This window comes from Paenibacillus ihbetae (assembly GCF_002741055.1).
Classification (GTDB): domain Bacteria; phylum Bacillota; class Bacilli; order Paenibacillales; family Paenibacillaceae; genus Paenibacillus_AQ; species Paenibacillus_AQ ihbetae.
This window is the reverse complement of sequence record NZ_CP016809.1, coordinates 3931655-3958644: the sequence shown is the minus strand read 5'-3', so window position 1 is coordinate 3958644 and position 26990 is coordinate 3931655. Positions and strand designations below refer to the sequence as shown.

Sequence of the window (26990 nt, the reverse complement as noted above, 5' to 3'; positions counted from 1 at the left end):
TAATAGTTGAGTGTAATTATAACTGATGAAACACGGAACTGACAAGAAGGATTATCTGCCTGGAAAAGCCTATTCTTACGCACCCTTGATCTGCGAGCGCAGGCGGTCCAGCACCCGGTCTCTGCCGAGCAGCCAAATCGTCTGGTTCAGGTCCCGCCCGTGCGTCTGCCCGGTCAATGCAACCCGGATCGGCATAAAGAGCTGCTTGCCCTTGAAGCCGGTCTCCTTCTGGACTTCCTTGATAAGTGCCGCAATCTTCTCTGCGGTGAACTCGTTCGATTGCTCGATTTTGTTAAGGAACGCGGACAGTACGGCAGGCACCTGCTCGCCGCTCATGACCTCAATGCCTTCGGCATCCAGCTCGAGATGTGTGCGGAAGAAGACCTCCGACAGATCGACGATATCCGAAGCGGCCGTCATCTGTTCTTGGTAGAGGGCCACGAGCGCACGCGCCCAGGCTTCCTGCTCGGGATTCAGCTCCGCAGGCAAGCGGCTCGCCTTCTGCAGATGCGGAATCGCCAGCGCTGCCACCCGGTCCGGATCGGCGCTCTTGATGTAGGTGTTGTTGATGTGAGCCAGCTTATTCGCATCGAAGACGGCCGGGCTCTTGGACAACCGGTTCTCGTCAAAGATCGAGATCAGCTGCTCCTTGGAGAAGATCTCCTCTTCCCCTTCCGGCGACCAGCCGAGCAGCGAAATAAAGTTGAACATCGCCTCCGGCAAATAACCGAGCTGATCGTACTGCTCAATGAACTGGATGATCGATTCATTCCGCTTGCTCAGCTTCTTGTGATCCTCGCCGACGATGAGCGTCATATGGCCGAAGCGAGGCGGCTCCCAGCCGAAGGCTTCATAGATCATCAGCTGCCGCGGCGTGTTGGAGATATGGTCCTCTCCGCGCAGCACGTGACTGATCTTCATCAGATGGTCATCCACAGCCACAGCGAAATTGTAGGTCGGAATTCCGTCCTTCTTGACGATGACGAAGTCGCCGGTCTCTTTGCTGTTAAACGAGATCGTTCCCTTCACCATATCGTCAAACGTGTATACGCGATCATCCGGTACGCGGAAACGGATGCTCGGCACGCGTCCTTCCGCTTCCAGGGCAAGACGCTCCTCTTCGGTCAGGTTCCGGTGCTTGCCGGAATAGCGCGGCGTCTCCCCGCGGGCCATCTGCTCCTCCCGCTCCTGCTCAAGCTCCTCTTCCGTGCAATAGCAGCGATAAGCAAGGCCGCGATCCAGAAGATCCTGCCAGTACTGCTTATAAATATCGAGGCGCTCGGTTTGGCGGTACGGGCCGTATTCGCCCCCGACATCCACGCTCTCGTCCCAATCCATGCCAAGCCATTTCAGGTATTTAAGCTGGCTTTGCTCTCCGCCTTCAACATTGCGCTTCACATCCGTATCTTCGATCCGGATAATGAATTTCCCGTTGTTCTTGCGGGCGAACAAATAATTGAATAATGCCGTTCTGGCATTGCCGATATGTAAATGTCCCGTCGGACTCGGTGCATAGCGCACGCGGACTTCTCCGGTCATTTGCAACCCCTCCGCTTCTGATTCTTCAATGATTCCTTCAAACATCCTTCAAGATGATAGCATACCTTTCACAAGGCAGACAACCGATTGCGCCGCGATGCCTTCCCCGCGGCCGGTGAAGCCAAGCTGCTCGGTCGTGGTTGCCTTGACGTTGACTTGTTCAACCTCGGCATCCAGCGCCTTCGCGATTACTTCTGCCATCTGCGGGATATAAGGAGCCATCTTCGGCTTCTGGGCGATGATCGTAGCATCGACGTTCCCTAATTTATACCCTTTCTCGGCAGCCATGACCCACACCTGCTCAAGCAGCTTGAGGCTGTCTGCATCTTTAAATGCGGCGTCGGTATCCGGGAAGTGGCGTCCGATATCGCCAAGCCCCAGCGCTCCGAGAATCGAATCCGCAATCGCATGCAGCAGCACATCGGCGTCCGAGTGCCCGAGCAGCCCTTTTTCATAAGGAATCGTAACTCCGCCAATGATGCAAGGCCTGCCCTCCACAAGCTGATGCACATCAAATCCATGTCCAACACGAATCATTCTACACTCTCTCCCTTACGTTTCTGTAAAAATGCGGCGTATTCCAAGTCTTCCGGCGTGGTGATCTTGATATTGCTGTATTTCCCCTCGACCACCTTCACCGGATTCCCTGCCCATTCCATCAGCATCGCGTCATCCGTTCCGGTAAACCCTTCGCTTGCAGCCTTCTCATGCACCGAAAGCAGCTCGGAAAGACGAAAAGTCTGTGGGGTCGCAGCGGCCCACAGACTTTGACGGTCCGGGGTGCCTGTTATCAGCCCCTGGCCGTTCACCTGCTTGATCGTATCCTTCACAGGCACTCCCAGCACGGAAGCGCCGACCTCCATCGCCGCATCGCGGCAAGCTTCAATCTCCTCGGTGGTAATAAACGGCCTCACCCCGTCGTGAATCATGACCCATTCGGAGGAGAGCTGCTTCAAGCCTCGATAGACGGAATGCTGTCTTTCGCTGCCTCCCGGGATGACTGCGGTCACCTTGTCAAGCCCGTATTCCTCCACCCAGGATTTGCAGCGGGAAACATCCTCCGCCCCGGTGACGAGCACCAGCTCTTGCAGCCACGGCAGCCGGTTGAACACCGAAAGCGTACGGATAATGATCGGCTTGCCGCCCAGAGCCAGATACTGCTTGCTCTCCCGGGTTCCCATTCGCGTTCCCTTGCCCGCCGCCACAATGACGGCGCCAAAGCTGTTCTTCATGCGCCAAACTCCTGTCTTAGCCCCTGCCGTCCGCTTGGCCGGCATGCGGATATGTATATCCCCATCATACTCCGTTTACTGGGCTTTTTCCAACAGTTTCGGTTTGGCGAAGATCATGCGGCCCGCCGAGGTTTGCAATACGCTCGTGACGAGCACTTCCATCATCGTGCCGATATATTCGCGTCCGCCTTCGACAACGATCATCGTGCCGTCATCCAAATAGGCGACGCCTTGGCCATGCTCCTTGCCGTCCTTGATAATCTGCACCAGGATTTCTTCGCCCGGCAGGACGACCGGCTTCACCGCATTGGCCAAGTCATTGATGTTCAGCACCGACACGCCCTGCAGCTCGCATACCTTGTTCAAGTTGAAGTCGTTCGTGACCACCTTGCCCTGCAGCACCTTGGCAAGCTTCACGAGCTTGCTGTCCACCTCGGAGATCTCTTCGAAATCCCCTTCATAGATGAGTACCTTGACGTCCAGCTCTTTCTGGATTTTATTCAAAATATCAAGTCCGCGGCGCCCCCGATTCCGCTTGAGCAAATCCGACGAATCCGCAATGTGCTGCAGCTCCTCCAGCACAAATTCGGGTATGACGATCGTTCCTTCGATGAACCCGGTTTTGCAAATATCGGCAATTCTTCCGTCGATAATGACGCTGGTATCCAGAATTTTATGCTCTTCGACGCGCCGGCTTTCCGGCTCGGCCCCCTGGCTCCATCGTCCGGACATCCATAAGGAAGCCAATTCCTCCTTCTTCTCCAGCCCGATCCGAAGCCCGAGATACCCGCCCAGCACGGTAATCCCCACCTGCAGCAGCTGCCCGACTTGTCCTAACAAGGATAAACCCGGCGAGAGCAGCAAGGATAACAGGAGTCCGCCCAATAGGCCGGCCGTTCCGGCTGCCAGATCATTCATCGGAATTCGCGAGAACGAAGAAATCAGGCTGTGCAGACTTCGGGTCACCCGTTCAGCCGACAGCACGCCAATCATGCCGAATAATAAACCTCCCAGCAGCGCGAAGGCACCGCTCCCCGCCGCAAACACGCCTTGCCCAAACATCGGCGAGAGCTCAGGAAATGACCGTTCGATTGTATGATATAACGTATAGCCGCTCCATGCTCCGCATAATACCGTAAATGCTAAAATAGCTTTTTTTAACATGAGCTTTCGCACACCTCCTTATTGTAAATTGATTAGGTTGTTTCTATTTTCCAGTATGCTCCAATTTGAGCCGGGATAATCGCAAGGGGGGTATATTTTTTATCAGCCTTCCCATACTGCGTACCTTACCCTGATTCGAACTCACGCGATTTCAAAGGCTCGGATCGTCCGCGGCAATCTGGAACCGAATCCCTCCAAACGCCTGAAACTGGTTGAAATTGGCCGAAGTAGTGGAATATAATGAACTCAATTCATAATATCGAGGTGGATGTATAAATGAGCGCTCCTAGTTTACAGGCCTTTCAGGATCAAGTTTCCGAATTGTTGCTCCGTCACCGCAGTCTATTGGATGTTCTGTCGAAAAATGGTCAAAGCAATGCATCAGTCAACCGTGCCGTTACCAAAGCCATCACAGAATGCGGATGCATCGAGCTCCATGCCACGAAGCAAACCTTCGATATCAACGCTGATCTCGAATCCGCCCGGGAATTAGTGGGCACCCATGTCGAGGGCCATCTGTGCGAGAACTGCCGCGAAGCGGTGAGCTCCGAGCTTGGCCGCAACCTTTTTTATATGTCGGCCCTTGCCAATCTGCTCGATATTCAGCTGGATGACGTGGTCGTGAAGGAGTCGCAGAAATGCTCGACGCTGGGTTTGTTCAACCTGTCCTAAGCCAGCCATGTTCCGGATAAGCGGCTGCAGGTATTTATGGTTTTCCCAAATAAACGCAAAAAAAGCATTTATCTCTCTGCAAGGAGCAGGGAAATAAATGCTTTTTATTTAGGATGCGCGGGCGTTAACGTTGCATGGCCTCGCGCGTATGGGATTGCAAACCAAATAATAGAACCATGGCGTACCTATCGGTCCGAGGAGCGATAGGCCTCATCCGACTGGCTGTCATCCTTGCGGCGCTTCCTCCGCGTCAGTCTGCGGAAATTTTGCTGAAGGCCGTAGCCGGCATACAGCACGAGCGGGACAAAGATCAGCATGGAGGTCTGCTCCGGAAAGAACACGGCCACCATAACGGCGCCGATAATGACCAATGGCGTGAACTTGATCGCCGTTTTCGGAATGCCGATCTTCTTGAAGTTCGGGTACTTGACGGCACTGATCATGAGATAAGAAAGAAGCAGCATGCCAAAAATCATATAAGGTGCGGTAATCTCTTCATGGAACAGCGCCAGTGTTGCAAGCACGCCGCCCGCAGCGGGGATCGGCAGGCCGATGAAGTATCCCGGTATTCCCGGACGGACATTGAATCTCGCCAGCCGAAGCGCTCCGCACATCGGAAAGATTGCGGTCACGGTCCAGGCCAAGGCTGTATTGATATCTGTAAAAGCAACAGTATACATAATAAGTGCAGGTGCTACACCAAATGAGATGACATCCGATAAGGAATCCAGTTCCTTGCCGAATTCGCTCTGTGCATTCAGCGCCCGGGCCACCCGGCCGTCCAGACCGTCGAGAAGCATGGCGATGATAATCATAATGGCCGCCATACTCGTTCGGCCTTCTGTCGCCAAGATGATGCCAATCATTCCGAGAAACAGATTACCTAAAGTAAACATGTTCGGAATCGATTTCGTCATTTTTATATTCACCTCGTATAATTGAACGTTCCAAACACCGATTGTTCGATTGTAGGCCTTTTAAATCTGTCTGTCAATGAACACTTGCTCCTGCAGCCTCTTCAGCCCTTCCTTGATGTTCCGTGCCCGTACCTCGCCGATGCCGTCGACTTCGTCCAGCTCGTGGATCGAGGCGGACATGATGCTGGACAGATCCTGGAACCGGTCGACAAGGTTGCGGATGATGACATTCGGCAGACGCGGGATCTTGTTCAGGATCCGGTAACCGCGCGGCAGAATCTCTTCTTCGGAGGCGGCGGCGGAGGCCGGATAGCCGAGAAGTCTGACGATATGGTGAATGTCCAGCAGCTCTTCATCGGTCGAACGCTTAAGCGCCAGTATGATCTCGCGGATCTTCTCCTCGCTGTATTCACGCGCATAATCCGCGTACAAAAGCCATGCTTCCTCCTCCATATTGCTCACAAGCTCTTCCATCTGCATGCTGATCAGCCGGCCTTCATTGCCAAGCTCGTTAATATAACGCTTGATCTCCTTCTTGATGCGCAGCACCATCTCAACGCGCTGGATGACGTTAACCACTTCGGGGATGGTAACCAGCTCCTCGAATTCCGAGGCGGACAGGTTGGTCAGCGACTGGTTGAGCACGGCTCTGTACCGCTCCAGCGTCTGAATCGCCTGGTTGGCTTTGGTCAGAATCACGCCGATTTCCTTTAAAGCATAACGCAGCGAGCCTTGATACAATGTAATGATATTCCTGCGCTGCGAGATGGACACCACCAGCTTGCCCGTCTGCTTCGCCACCCGCTCCGCCGTCCGGTGACGTATCCCTGTCTCAATGGAAGAAATGGATGAGTCGGGGATGAGCTGAGTGTTGGCATATAATATCCGTTTCAAGTCTTCGCTCAAGATGATGGCGCCGTCCATCTTGGCAAGCTCATACAAATAGTTCGGCGAGAAATCGCAGTTGATGGAGAAGCCCCCGTCGACAACCTCCATCACCTCGGGACTGTAGCCCACGACGATCAGTGCGCCCGTCTTCGCCCGCAGCACGTTCTCCAATCCGTCGCGAAACGGCGTTCCCGGTGCTACCAGCTTTAGCAAATCATTCATTTTGTCCAGTTGGCTCGTTTCCTTCACCTTCGTATGCCCCCTAATCTAACGCAACCGCTAATGCATCTGCAACGGTATTAACTCCGATAATTTCGATTCCTTTGGGGTGCTTCCACCCCTTCAAGCTCTTCTCTGGTAAAATCACGCGTTTGAAGCCGAGCTTCTCGGCTTCCTTCACCCTTTGCTCCGCCCGGGAAACCGCCCGAACCTCGCCGGTCAGCCCGACCTCGCCGAAGATGACGTCATACGGCTTGGTCGGAATATCGCGAAAGCTGGATGCAATGCTGACAGCGATGGCCAAATCGACGGCAGGCTCATCCAGCTTCACGCCGCCGGCCACATTCAAATAGGCATCCTGCGTCTGCAGGAACATCCCCATCCGTTTCTCCAGCACGGCAATAATCAGGTTCATGCGATGATGATCGACGCCGGTGCCCATTCGTCTCGGCGACGGAAAATGCGTCGTGGAGATGAGCGCCTGAAGCTCCACAAGTACAGGGCGCGTTCCCTCCATGCTGGCGACGACGGTCGACCCGGCCACGCCTAGCGGACGCTCGGAGAGGAACAGCTCGGACGGATTGCCCACTTCACGCAGACCGTCCTCCCCCATTTCGAATATGCCGATCTCATTAGTCGAACCGAAGCGGTTCTTAACCGCACGAAGCAGGCGGTACGTGTGATGCCGCTCTCCTTCAAAGTAAAGCACGCAATCCACCATATGCTCCAGCATCCGCGGCCCTGCAATGGCCCCTTCCTTGGTCACGTGGCCCACCAGCACCGTGGCAATGCCCTTTACCTTTGCCAGACGCATGAAGCGTGAGGTGCATTCCCGAACCTGGGACACGCTTCCCGGCGCGCTCGTGACCTCCGGCAGATATACCGTTTGAATGGAGTCGATCACGACAAAGCCCGGCTGAACGCTCTCCACCGCTTCCTCGATCGATTCCAGATTCGTTTCACAGAGAACGAACAGCTCCGGCGACAGCGCGCCGAGCCGGTCGGCCCGAAGCTTGGTTTGCCGAACCGATTCCTCGCCCGATATATAGAGGACGCGGATGCCGTTTTGCGCCAAGCGATTCGAGGCCTGCAGCAGCAGCGTCGATTTCCCGATCCCGGGGTCGCCGCCAACCAGAACGAGCGATCCCGGAACGAGCCCGCCGCCGAGCACGCGGTTCAATTCCGCAATCCCCGTCTGGATTCTCGGTTCCTTTCCGCTCTCTATATTTATGATGGAAAGGGGTTTTTCTTTACTATGAAAAAGAGGGGAATTCATCCCCTGCGTCTTGATTACCGTCTCGGTCTCCTCTACCATGGAATTCCATGATTGACAGCCCGGACATTTTCCGAACCATTTCGGCGCTTCATAGCCGCATTCGGTACAGAAAAATTTCGTCTTAGTTTTGGCCATGGAAGTCTCCTTTATGTTGCCTTTTCCTTTGTCGGAATCCGTAAAACCCTGCAAAATCAGGCATTAATCAAAGTTTACCATTTCTTCTAATTGACCGTAAAGGCAAATTGCGCAACTTTACACCGGATGGGATGGATTTGTTAAAAATTTAAAGCCGAAGGGAATCAGCATTTGTTTAATGATGATGTACGAACAAGTGGCGTGTCCGTTTCGCTGCCGGATCATTCTTACAACCGCTGTTAAGCCCGGGGAGCTGGAATGGATTATCGTGATGGTTTCCCGGTTCTAAAGGCGAACGCTGTCGCTTCTTCAGAGTGATTCCATCCTCTCCGCCGGGAGGATACCTAAAATCAAAAACCCCCGCTGGAATAACCCAGCAGGGGAATCTACGCTTATTCAGTCTCGGACGATGCGGCAGCAACGCTGTCCTTCTTCCGGACGGTCAGCTCGCCGTTCTCCTCGTCAATGATGAGGGCATCGCCTTTCTTGACATTGCCTTTCAGCAGCTCCTCGGAAAGACGGTCCTCGATATGCTTCTGGATGGCTCGGCGCAATGGACGGGCACCGAAGGCAGGATCGTAGCCTTCTTTCGCGATGAACGCTTTCGCCTGATCGGTAAGCTCGAATTCCACGTCGAACTCGCGCAGCCGCTTGCGCAGCTCGTCGGACATCAAGGTCACGATTTCGGCGATATGCTTCTCTTCGAGGGAGTGGAACACGATGATCTCATCGATCCGGTTCAGGAACTCCGGACGGAAGCTCTTCTTCAGCTCATCCATCACTTTCGTCTTCATGTTGTTGTAATCCCGGCCCGCGTCGGTCACGGCGGTGAAGCCGAGCGTCGAATTGCGCTTGATCGCCTCGGCGCCGACGTTCGACGTGAGGATGATCAGCGTGTTGCGGAAGTCGACGACGCGTCCCTTGGAGTCGGTCAAGCGTCCGTCCTCCAGCACCTGAAGCAGAATGTTGAACACTTCAGGATGCGCCTTTTCGATCTCATCCAGCAGGACGACGGAGTATGGCTTGCGGCGAACCTTCTCGGTCAGCTGGCCGCCTTCCTCGTAGCCGACGTATCCCGGAGGCGCTCCGACGAGACGTGCCGTGGAATGCTTCTCCATGTACTCGGACATGTCGATCCGAACGACCGCATTCTCATCGCCGAACATCGCTTCGGCAAGCGCGCGTGCCAGCTCGGTCTTACCAACGCCTGTAGGTCCAAGGAAAATGAAGGAGCCCATCGGACGCTTCGGATCTTTCAGACCTGCGCGTGCACGGCGTACCGCACGGCTGACAGCCTTAACGGCTTCTTCCTGACCGATGACGCGGCTGTGCAGAATCTCTTCGAGATTGAGCAGGCGCTCCGTCTCCTCTTCCTTCAGCTTATTCACCGGAATGCCGGTCCAGTTCGCCACGACATCGGCGATGTCCTCAGGCGTAACCTCGGAATCGGTGCGGCCCTGCTTTTCCTTCCACTGATTCTTCGTTATTTCGAGCTCTTCGCGCAGCTTCTGCTCGGTATCACGAAGGGCAGCCGCCTTCTCGAATTCCTGGCTTTGGACAGCCGCATCCTTCTCCTTGCGGATATCTTCAAGATGCGCTTCCTGATCTTTCAGGTTAGGCGGAATCGTGTACGTATTCAAGCGTACCTTGGAGCCCGCCTCGTCAATCAGGTCGATGGCCTTATCCGGCAGGAACCGGTCCGTAATGTAACGATCGGACAGTTTTACGGCTTGCTCGATCGCTTCGTCCGTAATCTTCACGCGGTGATGCGCTTCATATCTGTCACGCAGCCCGTAAAGGATCTGAATCGCTTCCTCCGGAGAAGGCTGATCCACCGTGATTGGCTGGAAGCGCCGTTCAAGGGCAGCATCCTTCTCAATATATTTGCGGTATTCGTCCAGCGTCGTCGCCCCGATGCACTGCAGCTCGCCGCGCGCCAGGGACGGTTTCAGAATGTTGGAAGCGTCGATAGCGCCTTCCGCGCCGCCTGCACCGATCAGCGTATGCAGCTCGTCGATGAAGAGGATGATGTTGCCCGCTTGGCGGATCTCATCCATGATCTTCTTCAGCCGGTCTTCAAACTCGCCGCGGTATTTCGTGCCGGCCACGACCGAGCCCATGTCGAGGGTCATGACCCGCTTATCGCGGAGCGTTTCCGGGATTTCATTGTTGATAATGCGCTGAGCCAAGCCTTCGGCGATGGCCGTCTTACCGACCCCTGGTTCACCGATCAACACCGGGTTGTTCTTCGTCCGGCGGCTCAGCACCTGAATGACGCGCTCGATCTCTTTGCTCCGGCCGATGACCGGATCCAGGTTGCCTTCCTTGGCAATCGCGGTCAAATCGCGGGCCAAGCTGTCCAGCGTAGGCGTGCTAACGTTTTGCGGCGTGCCGTGGTGGCTCGATACCGCCTCGCTGCTGCCGAGCAGCTGCAGCACTTGCTGGCGCGCCTTGTTCAGGCTGATGCCCAGATTGTTCAGCACGCGTGCCGCCACGCCCTCGCCTTCGCGAATCAATCCAAGCAAAATATGCTCTGTTCCAACGTAGGTGTGCCCCAGCTTGCGGGCTTCATCCATGGAAAGCTCAATAACCTTCTTCGCCCGCGGCGTGTAGGCAATATTGGTTGGCTGCTCCTGGCCGCGTCCGATCAAGGTCTCCACTTCATCCTGGATTTTCTCAAGACCAAGCCCGAGGCCGATCAGCGCTTTAGCCGCAATGCCGTCTCCTTCACGGATGAGTCCGAGTAAAATATGCTCTGTTCCGATATTGTTATGTCCCAAACGCACGGCTTCTTCCTGAGCCAATGCAAGCACCTTCTGAGCACGTTCCGTAAATCTGCCAAACATCATAATATTGCACCTCCACGTTTCATGTATATTTACCCTCACGAATTTCGGTGTATCGCCGTCCCGAAGGGACGATGCCCGATTCGCCTATTTAAAGAAACAACGGTTATATTCCATTAACCGAACCCTGGCCCTTTTATCCCGGGTCAAGAAATATTCTTCCTGCAAGCCCTAGATTCCTGTCTCTTAATCAAAAGTTCATCTACGGCTTCGCAGCGAGCGTTTCCCTGATGAGCTTGGCTCTGTACATATCGCGTTCCGAAGGATTCATGCTCTCTCCGAACGTCTTTTGCAGGAAGCCCGGCTGCGTCTTCACATTGAGCTCGTTCATCACCGAGCTGGCCGGACCTTCAAGCAATCCGAGATCCACACCGAGACGGACATCGGACAGCCGCTGCGCCGCTTCCTTGGAATCCATAACCGCCGCGTAGGACAGTATGCCGTAGGAGCGCATCACCCGGTCCGTAATCCGCAGCTTGGATTCATTAAGGAGACGCTGTCTGGCGTTCTTCTCATGCTCAATGATTTGCAGGGCGACACTGTGAAGATTCTCAATAATCTCGGCTTCGGTCTGGCCAAGCGTAATCTGGTTGGAGATCTGGAACAGATTCCCCACAGCTTCGCTGCCCTCGCCGTAAATGCCTCTAACGGTCAGACCGACCTGAGACACGGCCGAGAGGATCCGGTTGATCTGCTGAGTCATCACCAGCGCCGGCAGATGCATCATCACCGAGGCCCGGAGGCCGGTTCCGACGTTCGTCGGACAACTGGTCAGGAATCCCCGCTTGTCGTCAAAGGCATAATCGACATGCGCCTCGAAAATATCGTCCAGCGCCGTCGCCCGCTCCCAAGCTTCCCGGACCTGAAAGCCCGGGTATAAACACTGTATGCGCAAATGATCCTCTTCATTGATCATGATGCTGACGGATTCGTCCTCCGTCAAAATGACAGCGCCGTTTCGGGATTCATTGGCCAAATTGGGGCTGATCAGATGCTTCTCGACAAGGACCCGTTTATCCAAATCGTCGATATCGCTTAATTTGATCACATGCAGCTCTCCAAAATCGTTCAGCCGCTCCCTATCGTTGATGACGCTGATCAGGCGCTCTAGCACTTCGCTCGACTGCTGATTCGTCGCCAGCAGCGGGAAAGGAAGCTGCTGCAGATTGCGCGCCACCCTGACACGGGTGCTGATGACAATGTCGGAATCCTGACCATTCCCGCGCATCCATTCGCTCAGCGCCGTATCGGTAAACCGGTGATTAGACATCACGCATTCCTCCTAGCAAAAAAGTGCATCATCCTAAGTTCCTCATCCTTGAGCGATATTTCGCTCAAGCTCGCGGATCCGGTCCCGAATCTCGGCGGCCGTTTCAAACTCCTCCTGCACGATCCGGAACTGAAGCTCCTTCTTCAGCTCCTCAATCTTGCGCTTGAGCTGAATGACCCCGCCGGTCCGTTTCGGCACCTTGCCGACATGGGACGTGTTGCCATGCACTCGCTTGAACAGCGGATCCAGGCGGTCGGAGAAATATTTATAACACGAGCTGCAGCCGAAACGGCCAAGCTTGCTGAATTGGGAATACGTCATGCCGCATTCCTCGCAGCGCAGCGTCTGGGCCGGCTTAGCACCAGCATTCTGCCCCTTGCCGGAAGGATCCAGATCCAGGAGGCCTGACAGCAAACTGTGTATAGAAAAACCATTCGACGTCCCGGGAATCAATTCCCCTTTTTCACGGGCACAAGATTCACAAAAATGAAATTCGGTCTTCTCGCCATTCACGATTTTCGTAAAATGCAATGTCGCTGGTCGTTTACCACATTCCTGGCATATCATACTCCATGCCCTCCTTACACAGACTCACTTACCTAACAAAGCAATAAGCATGGCCTTCATGATTCTCGCACGGAGCTCATCCCGGTAAGGAAGCTTCACATTGAGGCAATCCCTCGAAATGGCGGCCCGCATCAAGCTGGCCTCTCGTTTGTTCAAGAACCTTGACTCCTCCAGCTGATAGATCAGCCCTTCCGCGACCGTCTGGTCAATCCGGCTGCCGATCGTATGATGCAGATGCTGATGGAGTGCGGAATGCTGGGGAAGCTCGATCCGCTGGATGCGGATATAACCGCCGCCTCCGCGCTTGCTCTCGACGAGAAAGCCCTTCTCCAGCGTAAACCTGGTGCTGATGACATAGTTGATCTGGGAAGGGACGCAGGAGAACTGCTCCGCCAGATCGTTCCGTTGAATTTCAACGGTTCCCTCCGGGCTTTCCTGCAAAATGCTCTTGAGGTATTGTTCGATAATATCAGAGATATTACGCATGGTCTGTTCATCCTCCACTGTTTGAAACGATAAGACGGATTGTGATCTTACACGTCCGCACAGAGTCATACCTTATACGTTAAATTTTAAACATAATCAAAATCAGCGAACCCTGCCCGTTGACTTTGACTTTCTTTGACTTTAATCTCATTATAGCATAATTTTTAAATTTGCCAAGGGGGGGCCCATAAAATTTCGCGCCGGACTGTTATTCGTAGTCTGCCCATTTTTTCTCACGCTTATAGCCACAGCCCCGCAGGAATTTTGCCGCTTCGATTGCCGTCCAAGCCTGCCCTTAACCGCACCTTCAACTGCAACACCCAAGCATGCTCTTTATCCCCACAACGCACGTCTGCAGCTCGTAGCCATAGAAAAAAGCAGCCTGATCCCGGTTCCCCGGCCATAAGGCTGCCCTTCCCTGACTTTATTCCTTTCGAACCTTCCCGCTGCGCCTTGTCTTTACGCGTCGTAGCTGATTAAATAATGCTGAAGCTCTGTATTGTAATAACCAATGCTGTATTCTATAATCGTCCCCGCACCGTCGAAAGAGGATCTGAGCCGTTTGAGGAGCGGCGTACCCGGGTTGACGCCAAGCAGACCCGCCATCTCTTCATCCGCTACGGCCGCCAGAAAACGGTCGCGGAAATTCTCCAGTGTAATCTGGCTTTCTTCGATCCGGTCATAAAGGGAAGGGAGCTCGCCAGGCCCGAAATCCCCGCCCATATCGACAAGCGGCGAAACATAATGCGTATAGTGAATGTAGGGCTGCCCGTCCAGCAGGTACAACCGCTCGATGCGAAGGCATTTTTCGCCGAATTTTTCATACATCTCGCTATCCGGCTCGTGAAACACCCATTCGGTCTTCAGATGGCGCTTCTGAATCTGATGCCCTTCCTCGACCAGAATCTCGGTAAACAGCTTGCCCTTGGAAAGCTTCGAGAACGAGGTGTTGCGGGTAACAATCGTCCCTACCCCGCTGCGTTTCTCGACATAGCCCTCCTGGTGAAGCTCCTGAATCGCATTGCGCACGGTCATTTTGCTGACGTTGAATTCCTGCTCCAGCTGCGGCTCGGAAGGAATATGGGTACCCAAAGGGTACACCCCATGCAGGATCCGGTCCTTGATGATCTTCTTGATCTGAAGATACAGCGGGCCGTTCTTACGCGTGATCGACATACGTTCGTTCACCTTACCTTTCCACATCCGACCTATGATCACCCATTGCTCGCAGAATGTCAAGCTCTCCTGCTGTCGGCGTATCTCCAGGTACCGTGTGGGCCAGCATGGCCGCCGCCGCCGCGAACTCTACCGTTTGCAGTGGATCAAATCCCTCCAGCAGGCCATGGATCACGCCGCTGGCATAAGCATCCCCCGCTCCGATCCGGTCATAGACGGAGAAGGTCAACGTTCTTGAAAAATGAAACGCTCCGTCCTTATACAAATACCCTTTCAGGGAATGGGTATTGTCTCCATTAATATGGCGATGGGTGCCGGCAAGTGCTGAAATGCCGTATGTCTCCGCTACCTTCGGGATCAGCTCCCCGAGCTGCTCCGCCCGGTCTTCCCGCTTCGTTTCCATCCCGAGAATATAAAGCGCATCCTTCTCATTCATGAAGACGATATCCGCAAGGGACAGCATCTCCATATAATGCGGCTTGGCAAAAGCATAGCCGTCCGCCCCCCACAGGGATGGCCGGTAGTTGCAATCGAACACCACCGTGCCGCCGTTAGCCTTCACTTCCCGCGCCAAGGCCTTCATCTGGCCCCGGACATTCTCGTTCATGGATAGCGTGATTCCGCAGAAGTGGATCACATCGATGCTCCGGGCAATCGCCGAAAAATCATACATCGCAGGGTCCGCCGTATTAAAGCTGCTTCCCAGCCGGTCCGTATAAGTGACCCGTCCCGGCCGAACGCCAAAGCCATTCTCCAAAAAATACATGCCGACGTACTTGCCGCCGCGGCTGATGAAGGACGTGCCGATCCCTAGCTTGCGAAGGTATGCCGTCGCCGCATCGCCGAGCGGATTATCCGGCAGCGTGCTGACCAGATAACCCGCATGCCCGAGCCTTCCGAGGGCCGAAGCGATATTAACGCCGGTCCCCGAGAAGGAATAGTTCAGGCTGCTCTCTTGCGCCAAGGAGGCATAGCCCGGCACCTGCAGCCGCATCATAACCTCGCCGAAAGCTGCAATTCTCTTAGGCATATTGATCAACCAGCGCTTTTAACGTCTGATGAAGCTCCTGCACATCGCTGACAATCGTATCGCCGCTCGCCGAATCGATGATCGAGGAGTATACATGCGGGATCACCTGGCGCACGCCGGCTTCCAGCGCGATCCGGACGATCGCTTCGAAATTGTCTTTGTCGATCCCGCCCGTCGGCTCGAGGGCGAAATCCTCTTCCGCACACGCCTTGGCCACTGCCCGGTATTCCTCTTCCAGCTTCAAGCCTTGCATCGGGAAGTATTTAAGCGCATTGCCGCCCATGTCGCGCACCAGGGCGATCGCCGCCTTCACGGGAATGATCGCTTTGTCCGTACCCGCTGCGCTCGCCGGCCCCGTCGAAATATTAACGTAGCCTGCTTGGCCGGACGGGGAAACAAGGCTGTTGATCCAGCCGTCCTGACCGTTTAGATTGGCGCGCGTCGCCCCGACTGCCGGGAACACCTGATTGATGTGAGTTCCCGGATAGCTTTTCACGATTTCCGCCACGACGGCCGCCTGGCGGTTGTCGCCTGCGCCCAGCCCGATCGACACGGCATCCTCAATCGCCGCGCCGTACTCCTTCATGGCGACAACTGCTTCCTGCGCGCTCGGGTAATTTTTCGAAAGGACGCCGACCAGGACATGCCCTTCCGCTGCTTCAAAGACGTCTTTGGCATTCTGGATGCTGCCTGCCAGCACATTTAATGCCGTGCGGTTTTTATATAATCGTCTCTCCATGTTCGACATGTTATTTACCCCCTGCAATCTGCTGAATTCTTGTTATGATGACCTGCAGGTCATCGCCGGCGAGCGAGCGTGGATCAATATCGAAATATCCCTGACGTACCCCGTAGTCCCGGGTATATACGGCGATCTCGCCTTCCCGAAGCTGATCATTCATCGCCTTGGCGCTGATGCCCGCTGCCTGCTCATCCACTTTAACCCGTCCGCGGAAAATTGCGCGGCCGGCCTCATCCTGCACGATGGCCACGTCGATGCCCGGCAGGCTGGACAGCGTCTTAAGCTCCTCCAGCGCTGCCTTCTCCTGCGCGCTCTTATCTTCCTTCACCATATACTCATCAAGTGCCTGAAGCAAGCCGAACGTTGTCTCCTTGCCGACCTTCATGCTCCGTCCGATGCCATGAAGCTGCGCTTTGACCCACTCGACGTATTGGCGTTTGCCGCCGACGATGCCGGAGGTCGGGCCTTCGATCGCTTTGGAGCCGCTGTAGATGGCCAGATCCCCGTATTTGACATACTTCTGGATATCCTCCTCCGCCGCCGCATCGACGATCAGCGGGATGCCGTGAGCGTTAGCGACTTCCGCCGCTTCCTCGACGGAAATCATATTTTTCTGAACACAGTGGTGCGACTTCACGTACAAAATTGCCGCGGTGCGCTCATTAATGGCTTCCTCAATATGCTCTTTGCGTCCTTCATTGGCATAGCCGACCTCTACCACCTTGCCGCCGCCCAGGTAAACCATCGTTTCGACCGGTGCCCCGTATTGAACGTTATGTCCTTTGAACAGGATGATCTCGTTCTTCGCAATCGGTTCTTGATGGAGTCGGTCGCTCCGTCTGCGCTGGCCCTCCGTCACGATCCCCGCTACCGACAACACGATGCCGCTTGATGCCGAGTTCACGACGACGGCGGCTTCGGAGCCGAGAATGCGGGCGATATAATCGCCTGCCTTGTCTACCAGGTCCGCTATTTCCACGTAGCTCTGACCGCCGATCCGCATGGCTTCCATGACGGTATCCGTTGGTGCCGACACTCCGAGTATGCTCATGCGGCCGCTGGCATTGACAACTCGCTTGAGTCCGTATTTAGCATGCAGTGAATGATCCATTAACTACCACTCCTTTAGGTTCGATATAACGGTCGGCAATGCGCGTCTCTCCCTCGGAATCGGTCAAGCTATGCGGCCCCTGCCGAACCGCAAACAATGTGAGGTGGGCCGGATCGCCCACATGAATTCGGCCGAGCTCCGGCCGTTTCAGCCAAGCCGCCGCCTTGACCGTGACGGCAGAGATGACTTCCTGCAGACTGTAGCCGAGATATAAAAATTTGGTCATCACGCTTGCCAAGCTGTATACGGGGCCATTGATCCGGTTCCCCCGGTAAATATCGGAGCTGATCGTTCCCGGCCCGATCCCATGATCTTTCGCGTATTCCGCCACCTGGAACGAGAAGCTCGCTGTGCCATGGCCGACATCCATATGAACGCCTCGCTCGATGGCACTGACCAGGGACGGGATCGGCTTGCCGTCCGGATCGAACAGATTATTCTTTTTACCGTTCAAATAATGGGTGACGATGTCCCCTTCCTGTAGCAGATCCAGCACCTCACTCACCGGTGGAGGCCCGGAACCGATATGCACCATAATCGGCAGCGAAGTCCGTCCCGACAATTCCCGCGCACGCCGGAGCGGCTCTACGCCGTTATCTTTTACAACGCTTTGGCTGATGCGCGCCTTCAGGCCCACGATAAAATCGGGATAGGCACGGGCCGCCTTCACCGCCTTCCCCTGATCGATCCACTCCAGCCTGGACAGCTCATCGATCCGTTGGAGGCCGATGCGGGAAATGTTCAGAAACGCGAACACATTCGTCTTCGAGCGGGCAACCTCAGCGGCCAAATCGCCAATATCGTCCGCTCCGCAGCTTCCTGCGTCCACGATCGTGGCCACGCCCTGCTTGACGCCGATCTCGTCGATGGCATCCCCGTAGGGCTCCAGCTTGGCAACCGCATGAACATGCATATCGATCCATCCGCTGGACACATACAGCCCCGTGCCGTCAAAACCGTCCTCACCCGCCGCCGTGTTGGCCTCGGCAAGCTCGGTGATGAACCCGTTCTCAATTACGATATCGAAGGGTTCTTCCTCGTGCACCGTTCTTACATTCCGCAGCACAAAACGCTGCTTCATTCTCATCACCCCTTCACATGGCAGAATTTCAGCTTTTTCTTGGGGCATCCACCTGCCAATGGCCTTGCGATAACAATTTATAGGTATAGCATAGCACAGATCATCGCATACGTGAATATAACGTTATAATGTTTAATCGAATGGTTGCTCCAAACTTTCATCCTACTAAGGTGAGGCTGCCTTATGGTATGGCAAAATAAAAAACAGAGGCTCTCCCAAAGCCATATGGATGACTTGTGGGACAGCCCCGCCGTTTCTCGGTTTATAAGGTATAGGTAAATGTGCCGCACTCGATCAAATCTCTCGCGTTCTTGCCGACGAACACCTTGAAATCTCCTTCTTCCACCTCATACTGCTTCTTGGCGGTGAAATACGAGAGCATTTCCGGCTCGATTACAAACTCCACCGTTGCTTTCTCTCCCGGGGCAAGATGGATTTTATGAAAGCCCTTCAGCTCAAGCAGCGGTCTCGACGTACTGCCCCATAAATCGCGAACATACATTTGAACGATTTCTTCGCCGGCGTAGTTCCCGGTATTCTGCACCGTCACCATCGCCTTCACGCTGCCGCCCGGCGTTAACGTATCGCCGATCAGCGCGGCGTCCGAATACGTATATTCGGTGTAGCTCAGTCCGTAACCGAACGGATAGAACGGCGCATTCGGAATGTCGAGATATTTGGAGAGGAAACGGAAGTCGTTATCCTCATGCCCTTTCGGTCTGCCGGTGTTCAAGCAGTTGTAGTACACCGGCACTTGCCCAACGGTATACGGAAAGCTCATCGTCAGCTTCGCCGAAGGATTCGCGTCCCCGAACAGCAGATCGGCGATTCCGTTTCCTCCCTCCGTTCCCGGGAACCACGCTTCCAGAATCGCGGGAACGTGCTCGTGGTACCACTTGAGCTCCAGCGGACGTCCATTGAAGAGAACAAGAACGGTAGGCTTGCCGAGCTTCAGCACCTCCTCGACCAGCTTCGGCTGAACGCCCGGTAATGTTAAGTACGCGCGGCTGCCCGCCTCGCCGCTCATATGATCCTCTTCACCCATGGCAAGAATGACAATCTCTGACGAGGCGGCCGCTTCCAGTGCGGCTTGGAAGCCGGAAACGTCATTCGAGCTGTAGTCGCACCCGGCTGCAGCAGTGATTTTCACGTCATTTCCTAACTTATTGATAAGACCTTGTTTTACGGTGACCGCCTCTTCCGGTTTACCGAGCCCGCTCCAACCGCCCAAAATCCGGCCGCTGTCGGCGAACGGTCCGATAACCGCCACCGATTTGACGTCCTTCTTCAGCGGCAGAATGCCGTCGTTCTTTAACAGCACCATCGATTTCTGAGCAGCCTCTCTCGCCAGCTGACGATACTCATGCTTCAGGTGCGCCTCTTTTTCGCGCTCGATGTTGATGTAACGATAGGGATCGTCGAACAGACCGAGCTTGAATTTCAACGTGAGAATGCGTCTGACCGCTTCATCGATCAGCGCAACGTCTACCTCGCCCCTTTCAACCAATTGCTCAAGGTGGCTGATGTATTCCGTCGATATCATCTCGATGTCAAGACCCGCTTCCAGCCCCTGCTTCGCTGCGTCTTCGCCGTCTTTGGAGCTCATATGGAAGATCGTTTCCCAAAGCGAGGTGTAGTCGGAAATGACCACGCCCTCAAAGCCCCACTCCTCTCTGAGCACGTTTCTCAGCAGGAAGGAGTTGGTTGTAGCCGGCACCCCGTCGTAGACGTTAAAGGACGTCATGATCAATTCGGCGCCTGCGTCGATCCCCGCCTTGTAAGCAGGCAAATAGTAATTGCGGAGCGCAGCTTCCGACATATCGACGGTGTTGTAATCCCGTCCGCCCTCCGCTGCGCCGTATGCCGCAAAGTGCTTCACGCAAGCGGCAATCGTATCAAGCGCCTTCAGATCGTCCCCCTGAAAGCCTCTTACCATCGCTGCAGCCATTTGTCCGTTCAGGTACGGGTCTTCTCCGGGGCTTTCCATTACCCTCCCCCATCTCGGGTCACGGACGAGGTCGGCCATCGGCGCGAAGGTTACGTTGATGCCGGAGGCTGCGCCCTCCGCTGCGGCAACCCTGGAGGTTTCCTCCGCAAGCTTCGGCTCCCAGCTGGAAGCTAGGCCGAGCGGTATCGGAAACACCGTGCGGAAGCCGTGAATAATATCGAACATGAAGAGCAGCGGGATTTTCAGCCGGTTATGTTCAAGGAACACCTTCTGCACTTCGTAAGCCGTTTGCGCATCGGTCGCGCTCAAGATGGAGCCCAGATTCGAAATGAGTTCCTTGCTAAGCGTGCGCTCGGATACGGGACCGGTTACCGGCGTCGAGACTTCGATTTTCGAATGGTAGGAACGCAGTACGGTTCCCGGGTCGGTTTGGAACATTTGTCCGATTTTTTCGGCAAGGGTCATTTCGGATAAAAGCTCTTCCACTTTCGTTTGAACCGGTGAATCGGTGAGCTTCATAGTGTAGTTCCTCCTATGGCACGAATTGTAAAGTTAAGCGGTCGTTTACTTTGGCGTGCTGGCGCGACACAATCCATGTTCTGCTGCCTTCCTTACGGACTGTAAAGGATTCGCTCGGAATCACTTCGCGGTCCGTCTCAAGCACGATGAGATCCTCAGGCTGGGTCAGCCGAAATTCGAGGCGGTCGTTCTCCACTGTGGCAATTTCCGCGGTCGAATACACGATCTTCACATCGCCGAAGGTCACGTTAAGCGGCAGCATGACTCCGTCTTTGCTTTGCAGCAGAAGCTTACGTCCGCCGAACAACATGTGCCCGTCCTCCAGAATGCCGATCTCTTTATCGAAGCCGTCCAAATTCAGCACATGGACGAACCGTTCCCCTTCATTCGTTGCCGTTGAAGTCATAAAGATGCCGTGGTATTTGCAATCGTGCGTCAGCCCCGCTTTTGCGCCGAGAAGCTCCAATGCCTTCCGGAACAACTCGATATCGCACCGGTACGAGCAGCCGAATACGATCGCGCGTCCCGCTCCGACCTTCGCATCGAATGCGGTCACTTCACCGCTGCCGTACACGCGCATAATCGGCGTTTGGCCGCCGACGTCGAACGTCTGGGCGACATATGCACGCATTTCCGGCCGCGGAGCCGCCCACCCTTCGGACACGATCGACAGGTAGAAATGGCCCGAATCGCGGAGCAAGCCAAGCGGCTTCACCCCTAACGCCTCCGTTAATATCGTGCACGGCTTCCCTTCCATATCAAAGCTCGGCAGCTCGCCGTACACGAGCAGCTTTCCTCCCGCATGCAGGTAGTCGGCCAGCTTCCGCTGGATATGGCCGTCCATATAACGGGCAGACGGCAGCGCGAGAACCGGGGTGGCCGAAGGATCAAGCGGCTTATTTTGAATATCGGAGGCGCCGAACCGATAGCCCGCCAGCAGCATGGCCCGGCCCATGATCTCCCAAGCGCCGTGCGCGCGGTTCCCTTCGATATTTTGCAGGATTTCCTTCACGCGCTCGCTGCCCGGATAACGGTATTCCGTCATGTAATAATCCGGAATGAACGCAAAGCTGACGTCGTCGCGTTCCTCGTTCATTCGTGCGAGCTTCTCCCCGACAGCCAATATCGCCTTGTTCGTGCGCGCCATTCGCGGGAACGTATAATTGTACTCGCCTTCCGGGCTAATCGGAGCGGCAAAGCCGTGGCGTTCGCCGGTAAACGCGATCCGGTCGTTCCCGTCGCTAGGCGGCATATCCATCCGATAGTTATAGCCGCCGGTCAGCAGATAAAAATTGAGAAGCCGGTTCCCTTGCGCGATGCACATCCGGGCTTTAAAATCGGCGGCCGAAGGATCGTTGCGTCCTCCGTACGTCTCGCCGAAGTTGCTGTCGCCGCAGTTGAATTCGACGGAGGTGAGCGGCTGGTCCGGCGTATGCACCGCGTCCATAAATCCGTTGATGATATAAAGATCCTGGAACGTCACCATGTCCAAATCCCCGAAATAGATGTCGGAGCCCGATAAATATCCCGGCGCCTGCGTATACGATTCATACAGCTGGCTGATGCCGATCGGGAACGTGAACCCCCGGCCCCCATCCGTGCCATGAATGTTCACAACGAACGGAACGTCCTTAACGCCGAACTCTTCGGCATATGAGCGAAGAATGGCAACATAGCGGGCAGCTCGGTTCCGCATATAACAGCCTAGGTCGTGCGTCAGCTCCGGCGCGTACTCTTCCTTCGGAGAACGAATGCCGGTCGTGCGCGCTTCGGCGTCATCTAAGGAGAATGGATAACGGGCCGAGAGCTGCTCCGCCGAATACCGCTGCTTGAGCCAAGCGGCGAAATCGCTCATCACGTTGTCCGTAAGGTCCGGACAATTGCTGACCCAAGAGAGCATGCCGATCTCGTTGTCCAGCTGCACCGCGATAATATTGCCTCCGTTCGTGTAGAGACGGGGCGCCACGACCGCCATCACCGCGCGATACCAGTTTTTGCTGGCCTCAAGAAATCCGGGCGCGAGGTAGTCGACCGTCTTCGTCGTCGCCGGGTTTCCGTCCCAGCCGACCGGAATGATTTCCGGATATTTTGTATACACCCAGTACGGCAAACCTTCGTTTTTCATTTCCGCCATAATGAACGGGCCTGGTCTAACGAAAAAGTACAGATCGTTCTCCTTGCACAGATCGATAAAGCGGATGAGGTTCAGCTCCGGGTGCGTATGACCGTCAAAATCGAACTCCCCTTCCGCCGGCTCATGACAGAGCCACGGTACATAGCTGGCAACCGCATTGCAGCCCGCTTCCTTCAGCTTGTCGATGCGGTCCTGCCAATCCTCCGGCTTAAGCCGGTAATAGTGAATTTCACCGCACATGATGATTTGCGGCTTGCCGTCGATGAGGATTTGCTTGTCTTTGATTTCAATCATCGTTTCAAACCCTGCCTTTTTCTTTCGAATTGGTCTAGCGGATGCTATCGACGAAACGTTTCGACATACGGTAAAAAAATTTCAGATATTGCGTGTGACTTTATCTCAACCGGTCCGTAAAGAAGGACATCCCCCGTTTAAAGGCCGTCATGCCGTACAGCATGGAGCTCCAATCGATCACGGTCACCTTCTCGGGGTACCAGCGGCCTCTTCCTTCCAGATGCCACCAGGAGTAACGATGCAGTCCGTATTTGTAAGCCGCTCTATATTTCACTTCATCATCCCGATCCCTCGGATTGGAATAGGTGTCGTACGGAATGTGCAGCCGATATAACGCATAGAGGTCGTGGATGCCCGCAGGGTAAACCGGCAGGAAGCCGGCAACAATGTAGGCGGAAGCGACGTTGCCCGGTGAATCCTCGATTTTATCCGCGTGATAAGTGTTGTACAGACCGTCATTGGCGCCGGCCCCATATCCCCATACGTAAGAGGGCACATCGGCCAGCTCTTTCCATTTCAACCGGTCAGCCGTGCATGCATTCTCATAATACCTATTGTAGATCTCGCTCTTCGCATAATCCGGAACCAAGAAGTACGGGAACTGATGCACAAACGAAGACAAAAACTTCAATTTGCTTGTATCGTTCGTATTCGTGTCGGTAATAACCGGAATGTCCCGGTAGTATTTCATAGGGAATCTCTCAATCTTGTCTTCCGCAAAGGTGTTATCCCACAGCGCCTGGATCTCCGGGTGTTCCGGCTGGGCGATTTTCGCCAAGTGGGCAACCAGCACATATTCGTTGTATGCCGGGAGCGGGGCGATTCCTTGGCCGTCCTTCACGATCATGTTGATGATGCCCTTATGCTTATCGGCGACAACAACGCGCCAGTCGATTTGCTTTAACAATTCATGAGCCATCTCGTCGATTTCGGGCATTTTATCCTTAAAATGCTTCCCCGCGAACAAGGCTCCCGCCACCAGCAACGATGTATCGATCGTCGAAATTTCAGAGCCCAGATTCGCTCCTGTCTCCATGTCGATGAAGTGCGCGAAGAAGCCCGTCGCTGCATCTCTAGCCGGCTTGCAGCCTTCCACCTTGCCGAGAGCGGCATTAAGCGTAAGCTTGACCTTCTCCGCCGCCTGGTCGTCCCAGCCCTCGTAATCGGCAACAACCAGGCTGATCAAGCCGACCCCGGTCGCAGAGACCGAGCAGCGGGCCTCCGGATTTCTCGCGAAACTGTAATATGCGTCGCCGTAAAGGCCTGTGCGCGGATGGCGGCAAGCATCGATCAACCGGTAGGAATCCTTGTATTGGCGATCGACAAACGCCTTCACCTTTTCCGACAGCTGCTCATAATCATTCGTCGTTTGTTTCATGGCAATCTCTCTCCAATCAGCGCCTGAAAAGTCTATTTGTTTCTGAATTGCAGAGCTTCTAGCCCTCTCTTCACATAAGGAACCTTCATGAAAATGCTCCAAACCGTCTCGTCCCGGTAATTGGCGGCCATCAGCAGCGTAATTCCTTTATCGATGCCGATATAATCGGGACCGACCCAGCCGGCATTCAGATTGAACGCATCCTTCAGCCCATATTCGCCGCTTAGATTCGGAACCGTGAGGAAATACTTCAGTGCCGCTATGGATTCCTCCGGTGTAAACACAACCGAGCCCAGCGCCCCGGCCGGCGGAACGGTGCCGTCCGCTTGATGGGCCGCATTGTCATAGCCGGAAGGCGGCGAACCGAGCAATCCGTTATAACCGGCGGGCGAGTCGGATGCGGTAAAGCCCCACGACTGCTCGCCCACGCCTTTAAACTTCTCGCTTAGATCGATGGCGAACTGCCGGTTCGCCTGGGAAGCGACGACCGAGTTGTTGAACCAATCAACCCCGTCACGGTCTACCAAGCCGCGAAAGTCGACCCAGGCATGCGAGAACTGATAGGTGAACAGGGAACCGAACCAGGAATGGATGAACGGCTCGGAATGCTTATACGATGCTTTGTGGCGTGTAAAGCCATCGTAGACGTCAATCGGATGCGTCGGCGAACCGGCGGCCAGCACGTAAAGGGACAGCTGCTCGGCATAGAAGTCCCAATGGCCTTGAAACCCTTTTTCCGGGGAATACGCCATATAGAACTGATTTTTGCCTTTGTCTACGAACCAGGGCCATTCGACGCGCTCATACAGCTGCTCGCTCTTCTTCTGGACATCGCCGCCGAAATATTGCCCCGCCGTCAAGACGCCGTTCATTAGGAGCCCGGTGTCGATGCTCGAAATTTCGCTGTTCCACTCCCGCTTGCCGGTATCGATGTTCACGAAGTGGTAAAAAAATCCGTGCTCATGCTCCATCCGCAGAAGCGTATCGAGCGTGCGGTCCGCTCTGTCATAGCCTTCCTCGCGGCTGATCCAGCCGTTCTCCACGCCGATCGGAATCGCCGTGAGCGCGAATCCGGTGGCCGCCGTGCTGGCGATCTTCGGATTGCCCGGGTACCGGTCCCTCGTCAAGCCGTAGCCTTCGGAGCCTTCCTCGCGGTTCGTCTGCTCCCATAGATAGTCAAACGACGCCTTGGCCTCAAGATCCAATTCGTCCGGCTGCTCCTGCGAGCATCCCATCGCCGCCAGCAGCACCACTGCACCGGCCAGCCATGCAATCCATCTTCTGTGCCGCAAAGCAAGTGCACTCCCTTCCAAGGATATAGAATGTTTAAGTTCATGGCCGGACTGCGTGATGAGAACATTCTATACCTCGAGTACTTCCTCTAAATCGAAGTCGAGCATCTTATTAAAAACGCTCTTATTCGCCTGTGATGCCTGATCGCTCAATGCTCTCTACGAACCAGCGCTGCGTGAAGAAGTAAACGATCAGCAGCGGGATGATATTCAAAAAGGTTCCGGCCATATTGATCGCTTCGTTCAAGCTGCGTCCGGTCTGCGCATTCGGATCAGCCGGGAATACCTTCTGGTACGTTACGGCGAAGTTTTGCAGCTCCAGCGGCAGCGTCGTCAGCTTATCGCCCAAGTACAGCGCCGCGAGCAGCGTTTCGTTCCAATACCAAACCATCGAAAACAAGAAGGAAATGATGAAGGCCGGCACGGCCATCGGCACGCAAATAACGGCGAATATTTTGTAAGCGCCGGCCCCGTCGATTTGTGCAGCCTCCTCGAGCGACTTCGGAATCGACCGGAAAAACTGATAGAAAATCAGGATGAACAGACCGCTTTTGATCCCCTGTCCGAACGCCGCCGGAATGATATAAGAAAATATGCTTCCGATTAATCCGAGATCTTTAAACATCAGGAACTGCGGAATCATCGTAATTTGCGGCGGTATGATGAACGTTGCCAGCACGAGCGCAAACAAGACGGATTTCCCCGGAATCCGGAAACGGGCAAAGCCGTATCCGATAACGGCCGCCGAAACGGTCTGGACGATGGCAGGAACGAAGGAAGCAAGGACGTTCTGCCATAAGGTATTAAGAAAGTCCATGACCTCGGCCGCCTTGGCGAAATTGTCCATATAGAATCCCGACGGAATATAGGTGATCAACGGATTGATCAGGTCTTCCGTATTCATGAAGCTGTAGGTGATCATATAAAACAACGGGTACAAATAGACGAAGCCGATCAGAGACAGCAAGAAGTATACGGCTAATTTGTAGACAATGCCTTCTCCCGTAAACCCCCACAGGACCCGCTTCGTCTTGTCGATCGTTCTGCGGTCAATCCCTTTCATACCATCCCACC

Annotated in this window: 22 protein-coding genes; 1 reads left to right on the top strand and 21 read right to left on the bottom strand. The window is 54.8% G+C overall.

What is annotated here, in order from left to right; all coding sequences use genetic code 11:
* Positions 1-75: 75 nt before the first annotated feature.
* From gltX to BBD41_RS17380, 4 genes are all read right to left on the bottom strand, one after another.
* On the bottom strand, positions 76-1539 hold the full coding sequence (gltX, locus tag BBD41_RS17395; RefSeq protein WP_099478347.1) for a glutamate--tRNA ligase: 1464 nt from the start codon (positions 1537-1539) through the stop codon (positions 76-78).
* 48 nt (positions 1540-1587) lie between these two features.
* Positions 1588-2076 carry a 2-C-methyl-D-erythritol 2,4-cyclodiphosphate synthase gene (gene ispF, locus BBD41_RS17390; RefSeq protein ID WP_077568301.1) on the bottom strand — a complete coding sequence of 163 codons (489 nt, stop codon included), beginning with the start codon at positions 2074-2076 and terminating at the stop codon, positions 1588-1590.
* Positions 2073-2771 (bottom strand): 2-C-methyl-D-erythritol 4-phosphate cytidylyltransferase, encoded by a 699-nt coding sequence (gene ispD / locus BBD41_RS17385; RefSeq protein WP_099478346.1) that lies wholly within the window; start codon positions 2769-2771, stop codon positions 2073-2075. The genes ispF and ispD overlap by 4 nt, the downstream gene beginning before the upstream one ends.
* A 75-nt stretch (positions 2772-2846) precedes the next feature.
* Complete coding sequence (locus BBD41_RS17380) at positions 2847-3935, bottom strand: PIN/TRAM domain-containing protein (protein WP_028406481.1); 1089 nt, start codon at positions 3933-3935, stop codon at positions 2847-2849.
* A gap of 276 nt (positions 3936-4211) precedes the next feature.
* Between BBD41_RS17380 and BBD41_RS17375 the strand changes: the two genes are divergently transcribed.
* Positions 4212-4607: a nucleoside triphosphate pyrophosphohydrolase family protein gene (locus BBD41_RS17375; protein ID WP_077568304.1), complete on the top strand. Its 396-nt coding sequence runs from the start codon at positions 4212-4214 to the stop codon at positions 4605-4607.
* 185 nt (positions 4608-4792) lie between these two features.
* On the opposite strand, the gene pssA is transcribed toward BBD41_RS17375, so the two are convergent.
* From pssA to BBD41_RS17290, 17 genes are all read right to left on the bottom strand, one after another.
* Complete coding sequence (pssA, locus tag BBD41_RS17370; RefSeq protein WP_077568305.1) at positions 4793-5524, bottom strand: CDP-diacylglycerol--serine O-phosphatidyltransferase; 732 nt, start codon at positions 5522-5524, stop codon at positions 4793-4795.
* Between the two features lie 60 nt (positions 5525-5584).
* Positions 5585-6661 (bottom strand): DNA integrity scanning diadenylate cyclase DisA, encoded by a 1077-nt coding sequence (gene disA, locus BBD41_RS17365; protein ID WP_077568306.1) that lies wholly within the window; start codon positions 6659-6661, stop codon positions 5585-5587.
* A 13-nt stretch (positions 6662-6674) separates the two neighbouring features.
* Entirely contained in the window at positions 6675-8042 is a 1368-nt protein-coding gene (gene radA / locus BBD41_RS17360) for a DNA repair protein RadA (protein WP_028406613.1), read from the bottom strand.
* Between the two features lie 392 nt (positions 8043-8434).
* Positions 8435-10891 carry an ATP-dependent protease ATP-binding subunit ClpC gene (clpC, locus tag BBD41_RS17355; RefSeq protein ID WP_077568307.1) on the bottom strand — a complete coding sequence of 819 codons (2457 nt, stop codon included), beginning with the start codon at positions 10889-10891 and terminating at the stop codon, positions 8435-8437.
* 199 nt (positions 10892-11090) lie between these two features.
* Positions 11091-12158, bottom strand: a complete 1068-nt coding sequence (locus BBD41_RS17350; protein ID WP_077568308.1) for a protein-arginine kinase McsB — start codon at positions 12156-12158, stop codon at positions 11091-11093.
* A 42-nt stretch (positions 12159-12200) separates the two neighbouring features.
* Entirely contained in the window at positions 12201-12725 is a 525-nt protein-coding gene (locus tag BBD41_RS17345) for a protein-arginine kinase activator protein McsA (protein WP_007132598.1), read from the bottom strand.
* A gap of 24 nt (positions 12726-12749) precedes the next feature.
* A complete protein-coding gene (locus tag BBD41_RS17340; protein ID WP_007132599.1) occupies positions 12750-13211 on the bottom strand; it encodes a CtsR family transcriptional regulator in 462 nt (153 codons plus the stop codon).
* Between the two features lie 459 nt (positions 13212-13670).
* Positions 13671-14387 carry a GntR family transcriptional regulator gene (locus tag BBD41_RS17335; RefSeq protein ID WP_099478345.1) on the bottom strand — a complete coding sequence of 239 codons (717 nt, stop codon included), beginning with the start codon at positions 14385-14387 and terminating at the stop codon, positions 13671-13673.
* A gap of 13 nt (positions 14388-14400) precedes the next feature.
* Complete coding sequence (locus BBD41_RS17330; protein ID WP_099478344.1) at positions 14401-15417, bottom strand: sugar kinase; 1017 nt, start codon at positions 15415-15417, stop codon at positions 14401-14403.
* Positions 15410-16165, bottom strand: a complete 756-nt coding sequence (gene dagF / locus BBD41_RS17325; RefSeq protein WP_099478343.1) for a 2-dehydro-3-deoxy-phosphogluconate aldolase — start codon at positions 16163-16165, stop codon at positions 15410-15412. Before dagF ends, BBD41_RS17330 begins: the two co-directional genes overlap by 8 nt.
* Before the next feature lies 1 nt (position 16166).
* Positions 16167-17270 carry a DgaE family pyridoxal phosphate-dependent ammonia lyase gene (locus tag BBD41_RS17320; protein WP_099478342.1) on the bottom strand — a complete coding sequence of 368 codons (1104 nt, stop codon included), beginning with the start codon at positions 17268-17270 and terminating at the stop codon, positions 16167-16169.
* Positions 17248-18351, bottom strand: a complete 1104-nt coding sequence (locus tag BBD41_RS17315; RefSeq protein ID WP_167392979.1) for an amidohydrolase/deacetylase family metallohydrolase — start codon at positions 18349-18351, stop codon at positions 17248-17250. The genes BBD41_RS17320 and BBD41_RS17315 overlap by 23 nt, the downstream gene beginning before the upstream one ends.
* A gap of 262 nt (positions 18352-18613) precedes the next feature.
* The gene (locus BBD41_RS17310; RefSeq protein ID WP_099478341.1) at positions 18614-20818 is read right to left on the bottom strand and encodes a glycoside hydrolase family 3 N-terminal domain-containing protein; all 2205 of its coding nucleotides are present in this window, start codon (positions 20816-20818) and stop codon (positions 18614-18616) included.
* 13 nt (positions 20819-20831) lie between these two features.
* The gene (locus BBD41_RS17305; protein WP_099478340.1) at positions 20832-23246 is read right to left on the bottom strand and encodes a beta-galactosidase; all 2415 of its coding nucleotides are present in this window, start codon (positions 23244-23246) and stop codon (positions 20832-20834) included.
* Between the two features lie 100 nt (positions 23247-23346).
* Entirely contained in the window at positions 23347-24624 is a 1278-nt protein-coding gene (locus tag BBD41_RS17300) for a hypothetical protein (RefSeq protein WP_099478339.1), read from the bottom strand.
* A 32-nt stretch (positions 24625-24656) separates the two neighbouring features.
* Positions 24657-25916: a glucoamylase family protein gene (locus BBD41_RS17295; RefSeq protein WP_077568318.1), complete on the bottom strand. Its 1260-nt coding sequence runs from the start codon at positions 25914-25916 to the stop codon at positions 24657-24659.
* A gap of 124 nt (positions 25917-26040) precedes the next feature.
* Positions 26041-26979, bottom strand: coding sequence for a carbohydrate ABC transporter permease (locus BBD41_RS17290; RefSeq protein ID WP_077568319.1), 939 nt, complete (start codon positions 26977-26979; stop codon positions 26041-26043).
* Between the last annotated feature and the right edge of the window lie 11 nt (positions 26980-26990).

Bases quoted from the DNA above. Each gene is read 5' to 3' on its own strand.
- gltX (WP_099478347.1), bottom strand. From the start codon at position 1,539: ATGACCGGAGAAGTCCGCGTGCGCTATGCACCGAGTCCGACGGGACAT.
- ispF (WP_077568301.1), bottom strand. From the start codon at position 2,076: ATGATTCGTGTTGGACATGGATTTGATGTGCATCAGCTTGTGGAGGGC.
- ispD (WP_099478346.1), bottom strand. From the start codon at position 2,771: ATGAAGAACAGCTTTGGCGCCGTCATTGTGGCGGCGGGCAAGGGAACG.
- BBD41_RS17380 (WP_028406481.1), bottom strand. From the start codon at position 3,935: ATGTTAAAAAAAGCTATTTTAGCATTTACGGTATTATGCGGAGCATGG.
- BBD41_RS17375 (WP_077568304.1), top strand. From the start codon at position 4,212: ATGAGCGCTCCTAGTTTACAGGCCTTTCAGGATCAAGTTTCCGAATTG.
- pssA (WP_077568305.1), bottom strand. From the start codon at position 5,524: ATGACGAAATCGATTCCGAACATGTTTACTTTAGGTAATCTGTTTCTC.
- radA (WP_028406613.1), bottom strand. From the start codon at position 8,042: ATGGCCAAAACTAAGACGAAATTTTTCTGTACCGAATGCGGCTATGAA.
- clpC (WP_077568307.1), bottom strand. From the start codon at position 10,891: ATGATGTTTGGCAGATTTACGGAACGTGCTCAGAAGGTGCTTGCATTG.
- BBD41_RS17350 (WP_077568308.1), bottom strand. From the start codon at position 12,158: ATGTCTAATCACCGGTTTACCGATACGGCGCTGAGCGAATGGATGCGC.
- BBD41_RS17345 (WP_007132598.1), bottom strand. From the start codon at position 12,725: ATGATATGCCAGGAATGTGGTAAACGACCAGCGACATTGCATTTTACG.
- BBD41_RS17340 (WP_007132599.1), bottom strand. From the start codon at position 13,211: ATGCGTAATATCTCTGATATTATCGAACAATACCTCAAGAGCATTTTG.
- BBD41_RS17335 (WP_099478345.1), bottom strand. From the start codon at position 14,387: ATGTCGATCACGCGTAAGAACGGCCCGCTGTATCTTCAGATCAAGAAG.
- BBD41_RS17330 (WP_099478344.1), bottom strand. From the start codon at position 15,417: ATGCCTAAGAGAATTGCAGCTTTCGGCGAGGTTATGATGCGGCTGCAG.
- dagF (WP_099478343.1), bottom strand. From the start codon at position 16,165: ATGTCGAACATGGAGAGACGATTATATAAAAACCGCACGGCATTAAAT.
- BBD41_RS17320 (WP_099478342.1), bottom strand. From the start codon at position 17,270: ATGGATCATTCACTGCATGCTAAATACGGACTCAAGCGAGTTGTCAAT.
- BBD41_RS17315 (WP_167392979.1), bottom strand. From the start codon at position 18,351: ATGAAGCAGCGTTTTGTGCTGCGGAATGTAAGAACGGTGCACGAGGAA.
- BBD41_RS17310 (WP_099478341.1), bottom strand. From the start codon at position 20,818: ATGAAGCTCACCGATTCACCGGTTCAAACGAAAGTGGAAGAGCTTTTA.
- BBD41_RS17305 (WP_099478340.1), bottom strand. From the start codon at position 23,246: ATGATTGAAATCAAAGACAAGCAAATCCTCATCGACGGCAAGCCGCAA.
- BBD41_RS17300 (WP_099478339.1), bottom strand. From the start codon at position 24,624: ATGAAACAAACGACGAATGATTATGAGCAGCTGTCGGAAAAGGTGAAG.
- BBD41_RS17290 (WP_077568319.1), bottom strand. From the start codon at position 26,979: ATGAAAGGGATTGACCGCAGAACGATCGACAAGACGAAGCGGGTCCTG.